Raw genomic sequence first — 8,485 nt, forward strand, 5'->3', positions numbered from 1 at the left:
AGCAATGTTATCTAGTTTTGAGAGAACATAAAAAACTTGTTGACTTTTAAAGTAAATAAGTTATAATAATGATTGTCTCAAAAGAATAATGTCTGGTAATGATGGCAGAGAGGTCACACCCGTTCCCATACCGAACACGGAAGTTAAGCTCTCTAGCGCCGATGGTAGTTGGGACCTTGTCCCTGTGAGAGTAGGACGTTGCCAGGCAATATTATTCCGCAGTAGCTCAGCGGTAGAGCTATCGGCTGTTAACCGATCGGTCGTAGGTTCGATTCCTACCTGCGGAGCCATTGGAGAGCTGTCCGAGTTGGCCGAAGGAGCACGATTGGAAATCGTGTATACGTCACAAGCGTATCAAGGGTTCGAATCCCTTGCTCTCCGCCATAGGATTTATAATGTTTGGCCCGTTGGTCAAGTGGTTAAGACACCGCCCTTTCACGGCGGTAACACGGGTTCGAATCCCGTACGGGTCACCACTTTGGAGGATTAGCTCAGCTGGGAGAGCACCTGCCTTACAAGCAGGGGGTCGGCGGTTCGATCCCGTCATCCTCCACCATATAAATTTTATATAAATAGTATTATCGCGGGGTGGAGCAGCACGGTAGCTCGTCGGGCTCATAACCCGAAGGTCGCAGGTTCAAATCCTGTCCCCGCAACCAAATGGTCCCGTGGTGTAGTGGTTAACATGCCTGCCTGTCACGCAGGAGATCGCCGGTTCGACCCCGGTCGGGACCGCCATTTTAATAAGGCTCGGTAGCTCAGTCGGTAGAGCAGAGGACTGAAAATCCTCGTGTCGGCGGTTCGATTCCGTCCCGAGCCACCATTTATTTTAATAAAATACGCCGGCTTAGCTCAATTGGTAGAGCAACTGACTTGTAATCAGTAGGTTGGGGGTTCAAGTCCTCTAGCCGGCACCATGTAAGTTTCGGAGGGGTAGCGAAGTGGCTAAACGCGGCGGACTGTAAATCCGCTCCTTCGGGTTCGGCAGTTCGAATCTGCCCCCCTCCACCATTTACATAGGGGCATAGTTTAAAGGTAGAACTGAGGTCTCCAAAACCTCCAGTGTGGGTTCGATTCCTACTGCCCCTGCCAAATATATTTACACAACATGGCGGTTGTGGCGAAGTGGTTAACGCACCGGATTGTGGCTCCGGCATTCGTGGGTTCGATTCCCATCAGTCGCCCCATTTTTATTTTAAAAATTGCAAATAATCTAATGGATACTTACATATAATTAAGTAAGAATTCGATGGGCTATAGCCAAGCGGTAAGGCAACGGACTTTGACTCCGTCATGCGCTGGTTCGAATCCAGCTAGCCCAGCCATTTTTGCGGAAGTAGTTCAGTGGTAGAATACAACCTTGCCAAGGTTGGGGTCGCGGGTTCGAATCCCGTCTTCCGCTCCAATAAAATTTAATATGGCGGCATAGCCAAGTGGTAAGGCAGAGGTCTGCAAAACCTTTATCACCGGTTCAAATCCGGTTGCCGCCTTTTCTTTTGTGCCGATGTGGCGGAATTGGCAGACGCGCACGACTCAAAATCGTGTTCCTTCGGGAGTGTCGGTTCGACCCCGACCATCGGTATCATGAACGGCGTAAAAAAGCTCTATACAATTAGTATAGAGCTTTTTTGTTTTCTTTTCATTACATGACAAAATAAGCAGAAAAAATATTGTATATACAATATTTCTTTCGAGTACTCTAGAGAGAATTTCTCCACCCCGGTGACATGAAGTTAAATCCGATACCACCAGTAGATATTAGTACATTATCAACGGTTAAGTTTGTAATCTCTAAAAACTTCTTTTTGTTAAATTATACTAGGTGCTTCTAAAATTCGTAATAAACGTAGGAATTCATGTATAATATAACTTGTCGAAAGAACAAAATGATAGTGATTTATATTATGTCTGTAATATGAATCAAAAATGAACTTTTTATATTTCTTTTAAAAATGTGTTGAACACACATTATATTTCATATTAATATTTTTATGTAGATTTAAAACGGGAAAGAGAGTGGAAAGTATGGGCCGTAAATGGAACAATATTAAAGACAAAAAAGCATCAAAAGATGCAAATACAAGCCGTATATACGCGAAATTTGGGCGTGAAATTTATGTGGCAGCAAAACAAGGCGAGCCAGATCCAGAATCAAACCAAGCGCTAAGAGTTGTATTAGAGCGTGCGAAAACATACAATGTTCCAAGAACAATTATTGATCGTGCAGTTGAAAAAGCAAAAGGCGGTTCAGAAGAAAATTATGACGAGCTTCGTTATGAAGGATTCGGACCAAATGGAGCTATGGTTATTGTAGATACACTTACAAATAACGTAAACCGTACTGCAGCAGATGTACGAGCTGCATTTAGCAAAAACAGTGGTAATATGGGTGTGAACGGTTCTGTAGCTTACATGTTTGATGCGACAGCTGTTATCGGCCTTGAAGGTAAAACATCAGATGAAGTTCTTGAAATTTTAATGGAAGCAGATGTAGATGCACGTGACATTCTAGAAGAAGAAGATTCTGTTATCGTGTATGCTGAACCAGATCAATTCCATGCAGTACAATCTGCACTTAAAGGTGCTGGCGTTGAGGAGTTTACAGTTGCAGAATTAACAATGCTTGCACAAAGTGATGTAACACTTCCTGAAGATGCTCAAGCACAATTTGAGAAAATGGTTGATGCATTAGAAGATTTGGAAGATGTTCAACAAGTTTATCACAACGTAGACTTAGGAGAGTAATACGATAGATGACCCTTTTCGCTTAGCGGATAGGGTCTTTTTTTATGAAGTTAATTAAAGTGATGAAGTATTAAAGGTATTTTGTTGTAGGTAGTGAATATGATTATAGGGATATATAAAATATTCATTATCTCTAGGAGGCTTAATATGGAACATAAGACACCAAAGCATATAGTTGCTGTAGCAGGTTATTTAACAAATGAAAAAAATGAAGTGTTATTAACAAAAGTGCACTGGCGAGCTGATACGTGGGAGTTGCCAGGAGGACAGGTAGAAGAAGGCGAAGCGCTCGATCAAGCTGTCTGTAGGGAAATAAAAGAGGAAACAGGGTTAACGGTGAAGCCTATCGGAATTACAGGGGTTTATTATAATACCTCTATGCATATTCTAGCTGTTGTTTTTAAAGTAGCATATATAAGTGGTGAAATAAAAACTCAACCTGAAGAGATACAAGAGGCTAAATTTGTTGATTTAAATGAAGAGAACATAGATGAGTATATAACGCGTCCTCATATGAAATCCAGAACGCTTGATGCAATGAGAGCAACACATTTTATTCCGTATGAAACGTGGGAAGTACAGCCGTATAATTTAATAGGAAGATTGTAAAGAAAAGAGTAGCCGATTTGAGATACATTCGAATCACTACTCTTTTTTGTATACTGTTTAAGAAAAAGGTCAAAATAATAATAGCACTAGTATTGATTTGCAGAACGTTTGTTCTGTATAATAAATCTATATGTTATATACATTTAGATTACTAGATAGTCAAAAGTATATATATTTGTAGATGATATAATTAAAGTGTAAAGTGAAAATATAATAGTCTTAAGGGTTTCTCTTTTATTGGTTATTCGTGCTTTAACATAACCTATATTCAATATTTCAGATGAATAGTAGATAAAAAAATACTGTGATACAATACTTTTTTATCCCACTATTTGCTGGGCAGTAAGCCTGATTGATGAGGGCTCATTAAAGTTTCACTTTATACCTTACAATGATGTAAGGTACGTGTAAGAGAAATCGATGGGATATTTTTTTACAACAATGTATTCTTAAAGTAAGAGTTATATGCTGTGTGGAAAAGAGGTGTTCAAGATGAAAGAACGAGTATTATCTAGGGTGAACTATCATCAAAAAGTTGCATTAAATCCAATGACTAAACTTTTTTATAAAGCCATTATATTATTATTATTGTTAAGTTGTACGTTATTATTCATTGGAAATGTAATGATTGAGAAAAGTGATATTAGTAAATTACATGTACCGGCTAAGTTAGAGGTGCCAGAATCATTAACACATGCATTTATTGCGACAGAAGATAAAAGATTTTATCATCATAACGGTTTAGATTATATAGCAATTATTAGAGCCTCAGTTGAGAATATAAAGGCTGGTGGTGTCGTGCAAGGAGGAAGCACGATTACACAACAGCTATCTAAAAATGCTTTTTTAACAAATGAACGTACATTTTCTCGTAAGTGGAAAGAGATTTTTTATACGAAAAAAATTGAACGCACATTTACGAAGGATGAAATTTTAAAATTATATGTAAGTAATATTTATTATGGAGAAGGAGCGTGGGGAATTGAAAAAGCAGCAAACCTTTACTTCGGTAAAAAGGTGAACCAATTAACGTTGGCTGAAAGTGCAATGATGGCTGCTGTAGTAAAAGCACCTGCTTATTACTCACCTGCCCAAAACTATGATAAAGCAGTAGAGAGACGAAATGTCGTTTTGAGACTAATGGAGAAAGAAGGCTATATAAGCCATGATGAGTATGTTCAAGCAGTTAGTGAGAAATTAGTAATTCGTCATGATATAAAAATAGAGCAGTCGATGTTAAATAGCGCGCGTAAAAAAGCAGTAAGTTAAGAGAAGTTCCTACAGAGGAGCTTCTTTTTTTGAATAAATTGTGACAAATTGTGACACAATATCGTCACAATTATTGTGTTTTTGTAATTTATGTGAGCGTGTTCATTGCGTGACGTATATAAGTGTTGATATTATGTGTATTGTGTACAATGCTGTATACAGAATATGAATTTAAAGAGGAATGTATATGAAATCAAATAAACTCATGGCTCTTGGTATAGTTTTTTCTATCGCAGTATTGATTGTAATTGGAACAATTGCGTATAGCATCATAAATGACAAAAAAGATAAAGGGAATGAGATGTTTGCTTATTCTACGCAACAATCTTTAGGGAAAGATGATGCTCCAGTTAAGGTAGTTGAATTTGGAGACTTTAAATGTCCTGCTTGTCGTACTTGGGATGTAACAGTATTACCTCGATTAAAAGAAGAGTATATTGATAAAGGCAAAGTGCAGTTATATTTTATTAACTTCCCATTTATCGGAAAAGACTCGGATTTAGGTGCAGCAGCTGGTGAAGCAATTTATAAACAAGATAAAGATTCATTCTGGATCTTCTATGATGAGATTTATCAAAATCAAAAGAAAGATACGGAAGAATGGATTACAGAAGATTTGCTTCTTAGCATTGTGAAAGAGAAACTTCCAAAAGTTGATGTAGAGCAATTTAAGAAAGATTTACACAGTAAAGACATTAAAGAAAAAGTACGTAAAGATTCAGATCGTGCTCAAAAATTAAAAGTTCAAGGTGCTCCTTCTGTATATGTAAACGGAAATCTTGCAAACCCTGATTTCGATAGTATGAAGAAGGCAATTGATAAAGAATTGAAAAAGTGATGAGGTCTCTCATCACTTTTTCGACTTTTTTCGATAAAATTCTTGCCTCTACTTTTTTTACATGCTATACTACTTTACATAAGTTATTCTAATATCTTATATGTAATTCATATTTGCGGGTGTAGTTTAGTGGTAAAACAAGAGCCTTCCAAGCTCTGGTCGAGAGTTCGATTCTCTTCACCCGCTCCAAATTTTATTAAATGTTTTTCTATAAATTGTGATCAACGCAGTGTTTCGTTTCCGAGATAAACGAGGCATTGCGTTTTTTAATGTTTGAAAAACCTAATTACATGCGAAAATAGAAGTAAATAATAGTATTCCAAAAGTGAATTACTAACCAATAGAGTCGTTACATAAGGGATGGATTCATCTGAGGAGGCGATTAAGAGTGGATTTTGAACAATTAAAGCAAGATGTAATTGCGTATAGTAAAACAATTGGCATAGATAAAATAGGCTTTGCGAGTGCTTCTCCTTTTGAGGAATTAAAGCAGCGCTTAATCCAGCAACAACAATTAAATTATCAATCTGGATTTGAAGAGCCTGATATAGAGAAGAGAACGAATCCGCAACTGTTATTACCGGGTGCTAAATCAATTATTGCGATTGCTTTAGCATATCCTTCAAAATTAAAAAATGCACCATTAAGTAAGCGTGGAGAACGCCGTGGGATTTTTTGTCGTGCTTCTTGGGGACAAGATTATCATCTTGTTTTACGAGATCGTTTGCAAAAATTAGAAGCATATTTAATTGAAAAACTTCCGGATATAGAAGTGAAGTCCATGGTTGATACAGGTGAATTAAGTGATCGAGCTGTATCAGAGCGTGCAGGCATTGGATGGAGCGGTAAAAACTGCTCTATTATTACACCTGAATTTGGTTCGTACGTATACTTAGGGGAAATGATTACAAATGTTCCATTCCCGCCAGATAAGCCGATAGAAGATCAATGCGGGGGCTGTACGAAATGTATCGATATTTGTCCTACCGGTGCTTTAATACAGGGGGGACAGTTAGATTCGAAGAAGTGCATTGCGTTTTTAACACAGACGAAAGGATTCCTACCTGAAGAATATCGCGATAAAATAGGAAATCGTATATATGGATGTGATACGTGTCAGACTGTTTGCCCGAAAAACAAAGGAATGGATTTTCATAATCATCCTGAGATGGAGCCGGATCCTGAGCTAGTTAAACCATTATTAACGCCACTTTTAACAATTAGTAATCGTGATTTTAAAGAGAAATATGGGATTATGTCAGGGTCATGGAGAGGGAAAAAGCCACTGCAAAGAAATGCGATTTTAGCATTAGCACATTTTAAAGAAACATCGGCAATTCCTGATTTAATTGGTGTTATGAAAGATGACCCAAGACCAGTACTACGCGGAACGGCAGCATGGGCACTTGGGAAAATTGGCGGAGATGGAGTAGGCGAAGCGATTGAGAAAGCGATGGAACGTGAGAAAGATGAAGAAGTGCTTCATGAAATGAATCGCGGGCTTGAATTGTTAGCACAGAAAAAAGAGTAGATAATATTTCCCTTTTTCATATTGTAATATGGGAGGGAGACAGAATGGTTGTAAAAACGAAGATTGAAAACCAAGTACAACAATTTTTAGCATATATAACGGAGAAAAGAACGAATGTGGATGGTATTGCTGTGGATTTACTACAAATGGCACTGAGAAAGAAACAATTGTTTCAAAGACGTAGTGCACATATAGTGAAAGCAACTGCGGATGTTTCTTTCATTAGACAATTAAATAGTAATGACCATCAAGGAATTGATTATCAAATACATTTTAAATATTTAATTAAGCATAAAGAATTATTTTATATTGAAGAGGAACAATTAAAACGAAGAGTTTGTTTAAATAATAGTCGGATTATAGGCGATTATGCTATTGAAGTGTCAGAAGAAATTAGAATGGGTGAGACATTAGAAAGGGAAATTACGAAAGAGAAGTACGGTTCTTATCAGTATAATCGTTTAGAGGCAGTGAAATATGCAGAGCGTTGGTGGGATGACCGAAATCCTATGTATCGTAATTTCCCTGATAATTGTACGAATTTCATTTCTCAATGTCTTCATACTGGAGAAGTACCTATGAGCGGATATCCTAATATTCGTAAAGGATGGTGGCAAAGGGAGAATCAGTGGAGCTGGAGCTGGGCTGTTGCACATTCTTTTTATTGGTATTTGTCAGGTGCTACAACAGGACTTCGAGCAGAGGCGGTAGAGAGGCCAGAAGAACTTATTCTTGGAGATGTCATTGCTTATGATTTCGAGGATGACGGAAGATGGAATCATACGACGATTGTAGTAGCAAAAGATGCAGATGGTATGCCGCTTGTAAATGCACATTCAGCGAATAGCCGTCGACGTTATTGGAACTATGAAGACTCTAGTAAATATACACCACAAATGAAATATAAATTCTTTCATATTATTAATGGGTAGAGATTTTTCGCTCAAGTGGTATAATACGTAGTAGACAAAAAACAGAGGTGAATATCGCGTGGGAGTACATGTTGTTTTATATCAGCCAGAAATTCCAGCAAATACAGGGAATATTGCTCGTACTTGTGCAGCAACTGGAACAGAATTACATTTGATTAGACCGCTTGGATTTTCAACGGATGATAAAATGTTAAAGCGTGCAGGATTAGATTATTGGCAGCACGTAAAAATTACGTACTATGATTCAATTGAAGAATTTTATGAAAAAAATAAAGACGGTGAATTCTTCTATTTAACAAAGTATGGCGAGAAAGCTCATACAGCGTTTGACTATAGCAAGCGCGAGAAGGATTACTATTTTGTATTTGGAAGAGAAACAAACGGCTTACCAGCTAATGTAATCGAAGAAAACTTTGATCATTGTTTACGTATTCCAATGACAGATAAAGTACGTTCATTAAATTTATCTAATACAGCAGCAATTTTAATTTATGAAGCGTTCCGTCAACAAAATTACCCTGGATTAGATTTAGAAATCGTTTATTAAAAGTCGCCATATGG

General features: G+C 37.5%; 7 protein-coding genes, 16 tRNA genes, 1 rRNA gene and 1 pseudogene. 24 read left to right on the forward strand and 1 reads right to left on the reverse strand.

What is annotated here, in order from left to right:
* Nucleotides 1-91: 91 nt before the first annotated feature.
* From rrf to ABWK52_RS02325, 16 genes are all read left to right on the forward strand, one after another.
* Nucleotides 92-207: ribosomal RNA gene (gene rrf / locus ABWK52_RS02250) — 5S ribosomal RNA — on the forward strand.
* A gap of 8 nt (nt 208-215) precedes the next feature.
* Nucleotides 216-290: transfer RNA gene (locus ABWK52_RS02255), tRNA-Asn, on the forward strand.
* A 2-nt stretch (nt 291-292) separates the two neighbouring features.
* A tRNA-Ser gene (locus ABWK52_RS02260) sits at nt 293-384 on the forward strand.
* A 17-nt stretch (nt 385-401) separates the two neighbouring features.
* Nucleotides 402-476 (forward strand) — tRNA-Glu (locus ABWK52_RS02265).
* Between the two features lie 4 nt (nt 477-480).
* A tRNA-Val gene (locus ABWK52_RS02270) sits at nt 481-556 on the forward strand.
* A 26-nt stretch (nt 557-582) separates the two neighbouring features.
* A tRNA-Met gene (locus ABWK52_RS02275) sits at nt 583-659 on the forward strand.
* A gap of 3 nt (nt 660-662) precedes the next feature.
* A tRNA-Asp gene (locus ABWK52_RS02280) sits at nt 663-738 on the forward strand.
* A gap of 9 nt (nt 739-747) precedes the next feature.
* Nucleotides 748-823: transfer RNA gene (locus ABWK52_RS02285), tRNA-Phe, on the forward strand.
* An 18-nt stretch (nt 824-841) separates the two neighbouring features.
* A tRNA-Thr gene (locus tag ABWK52_RS02290) sits at nt 842-917 on the forward strand.
* 10 nt (nt 918-927) lie between these two features.
* Nucleotides 928-1,011, forward strand: a tRNA-Tyr gene (locus ABWK52_RS02295).
* A gap of 7 nt (nt 1,012-1,018) precedes the next feature.
* Nucleotides 1,019-1,092: transfer RNA gene (locus ABWK52_RS02300), tRNA-Trp, on the forward strand.
* A gap of 19 nt (nt 1,093-1,111) precedes the next feature.
* Nucleotides 1,112-1,187, forward strand: a tRNA-His gene (locus tag ABWK52_RS02305).
* 63 nt (nt 1,188-1,250) lie between these two features.
* A tRNA-Gln gene (locus ABWK52_RS02310) sits at nt 1,251-1,325 on the forward strand.
* Nucleotides 1,326-1,330: 5 nt separating this feature from the next.
* Nucleotides 1,331-1,405: transfer RNA gene (locus ABWK52_RS02315), tRNA-Gly, on the forward strand.
* A 14-nt stretch (nt 1,406-1,419) separates the two neighbouring features.
* Nucleotides 1,420-1,490, forward strand: a tRNA-Cys gene (locus ABWK52_RS02320).
* A 10-nt stretch (nt 1,491-1,500) separates the two neighbouring features.
* Nucleotides 1,501-1,582 (forward strand) — tRNA-Leu (locus tag ABWK52_RS02325).
* A 117-nt stretch (nt 1,583-1,699) separates the two neighbouring features.
* On the opposite strand, the pseudogene ABWK52_RS02330 reads toward ABWK52_RS02325, so the two are convergent.
* Nucleotides 1,700-1,807 (reverse strand): annotated as a pseudogene (locus tag ABWK52_RS02330) (DUF3884 family protein); the annotation flags it as partial.
* 218 nt (nt 1,808-2,025) lie between these two features.
* Between ABWK52_RS02330 and ABWK52_RS02335 the strand changes: the two are divergent.
* From ABWK52_RS02335 to trmL, 8 genes are all read left to right on the forward strand, one after another.
* Nucleotides 2,026-2,745 carry a YebC/PmpR family DNA-binding transcriptional regulator gene (locus tag ABWK52_RS02335; protein WP_000532952.1) on the forward strand — a complete coding sequence of 240 codons (720 nt, stop codon included), beginning with the start codon at nt 2,026-2,028 and terminating at the stop codon, nt 2,743-2,745.
* A gap of 147 nt (nt 2,746-2,892) precedes the next feature.
* On the forward strand, nt 2,893-3,354 hold the full coding sequence (locus tag ABWK52_RS02340) for an NUDIX hydrolase (RefSeq protein WP_000400456.1): 462 nt from the start codon (nt 2,893-2,895) through the stop codon (nt 3,352-3,354).
* Nucleotides 3,355-3,846: 492 nt separating this feature from the next.
* Nucleotides 3,847-4,623 (forward strand): transglycosylase domain-containing protein, encoded by a 777-nt coding sequence (locus ABWK52_RS02345; RefSeq protein ID WP_000664715.1) that lies wholly within the window; start codon nt 3,847-3,849, stop codon nt 4,621-4,623.
* 187 nt (nt 4,624-4,810) lie between these two features.
* Nucleotides 4,811-5,461 carry a DsbA family protein gene (locus ABWK52_RS02350; protein WP_000841306.1) on the forward strand — a complete coding sequence of 217 codons (651 nt, stop codon included), beginning with the start codon at nt 4,811-4,813 and terminating at the stop codon, nt 5,459-5,461.
* Nucleotides 5,462-5,576: 115 nt separating this feature from the next.
* Nucleotides 5,577-5,650, forward strand: a tRNA-Gly gene (locus ABWK52_RS02355).
* A gap of 199 nt (nt 5,651-5,849) precedes the next feature.
* Nucleotides 5,850-6,992: a tRNA epoxyqueuosine(34) reductase QueG gene (queG, locus tag ABWK52_RS02360; protein WP_000345216.1), complete on the forward strand. Its 1,143-nt coding sequence runs from the start codon at nt 5,850-5,852 to the stop codon at nt 6,990-6,992.
* Nucleotides 6,993-7,036: 44 nt separating this feature from the next.
* Complete coding sequence (locus tag ABWK52_RS02365; RefSeq protein WP_098542464.1) at nt 7,037-7,924, forward strand: amidase domain-containing protein; 888 nt, start codon at nt 7,037-7,039, stop codon at nt 7,922-7,924.
* A 58-nt stretch (nt 7,925-7,982) separates the two neighbouring features.
* Nucleotides 7,983-8,471, forward strand: a complete 489-nt coding sequence (gene trmL / locus ABWK52_RS02370; RefSeq protein WP_000538147.1) for a tRNA (uridine(34)/cytosine(34)/5-carboxymethylaminomethyluridine(34)-2'-O)-methyltransferase TrmL — start codon at nt 7,983-7,985, stop codon at nt 8,469-8,471.
* Nucleotides 8,472-8,485 lie beyond the last annotated feature (14 nt).

Source organism: Bacillus sp. AP50, from assembly GCF_040492675.1.
Classification (GTDB): domain Bacteria; phylum Bacillota; class Bacilli; order Bacillales; family Bacillaceae_G; genus Bacillus_A; species Bacillus_A cereus.

Coding starts and splice junctions, on each gene's coding strand:
- ABWK52_RS02335 (WP_000532952.1), top strand. CDS start 2,026: ATGGGCCGTAAATGGAACAATATTAAAGACAAAAAAGCATCAAAAGAT.
- ABWK52_RS02345 (WP_000664715.1), top strand. CDS start 3,847: ATGAAAGAACGAGTATTATCTAGGGTGAACTATCATCAAAAAGTTGCA.
- ABWK52_RS02340 (WP_000400456.1), top strand. CDS start 2,893: ATGGAACATAAGACACCAAAGCATATAGTTGCTGTAGCAGGTTATTTA.
- ABWK52_RS02365 (WP_098542464.1), top strand. CDS start 7,037: ATGGTTGTAAAAACGAAGATTGAAAACCAAGTACAACAATTTTTAGCA.
- ABWK52_RS02350 (WP_000841306.1), top strand. CDS start 4,811: ATGAAATCAAATAAACTCATGGCTCTTGGTATAGTTTTTTCTATCGCA.